At 50.4% G+C, this 988-nt stretch carries 1 protein-coding gene; it reads left to right on the top strand.

Annotated features, from left to right (window positions below; translation table 11 throughout):
- A partial coding sequence (locus ACKGJN_RS16260; RefSeq protein WP_409540617.1) for a hypothetical protein occupies positions 1 to 988 on the top strand: 988 nt, incomplete at both ends.

Here is a 988-nt window from a genome sequence, read left to right on the forward strand (position 1 = left end):
CGGATGCGACTGAAATCGAGGGTACGGATCTGACTCATACGGTGACGATGACCACGGCTTCGGCTACGGATGAAACCTATGCGTTTAGCGTAACGGATGTGACTGCAACAACTGATGTAGATTATACCGGCACCCCATTGTTCAGCAATGGCGTGACCTATGATAGTGGCACCGGCTTAATCACTGTACCAGCGGGCGTAACAGAATTTACGGTTACCTTCCCAGGCTTGGGAGACCTGATCGATGAGAATGACGAGACTTATACCTTAAGTATAGGCGGACAAACAGCTACCGGTACGATCACCGATGATGATACTGCAGCGGTACAAAGTGTATCGGATGCGACTGAAATCGAGGGTACGGATCTGACTCATACGGTGACGATGACCACGGCTTCGGCTACGGATGAGACCTATGCGTTCAGCGTAACGGATGTGACTGCATCAGCAGGCACCGACTATACTGCAACTCCGGTCTTCAGCAATGGCGTGACTTATGATCCGATCACGATGACCATCACCGTACCTGCAGGGGTAACAGAATTTACGGTTACCTTCCCAGGATTAACAGACTTGTTGGATGAAAACGATGAGACTTATACGTTAAGTGTAGGTGGAATCGAAGCCACAGGAACAATCCAGGATGATGATACGGCAGCGGTACAAAGTGTAACGGATGCGACTGAAATCGAGGGTACGGATCTGACTCATACGGTGACGATGACCACGGCTTCGGCTACGGACGAAACCTATGCGTTCAGTGTAACGGATGTGACTGCATCAGCAGGCACCGACTATACTGCAACTCCGGTCTTCAGCAATGGCGTGACCTATGATAGTGGCACCGGCTTAATCACTGTACCAGCGGGCGTAACAGAATTTACGGTTACCTTCCCAGGCTTGGGAGACCTGATCGATGAGAATGACGAGACTTATACCTTAAGTGTAGGCGGACAAACAGCTACCGGTACGATCACCGATGATGATAC

Origin of the sequence: Gillisia xinjiangensis, assembly GCF_046298265.1 — a bacterium.
GTDB lineage: Bacteria > Bacteroidota > Bacteroidia > Flavobacteriales > Flavobacteriaceae > Gillisia > Gillisia xinjiangensis.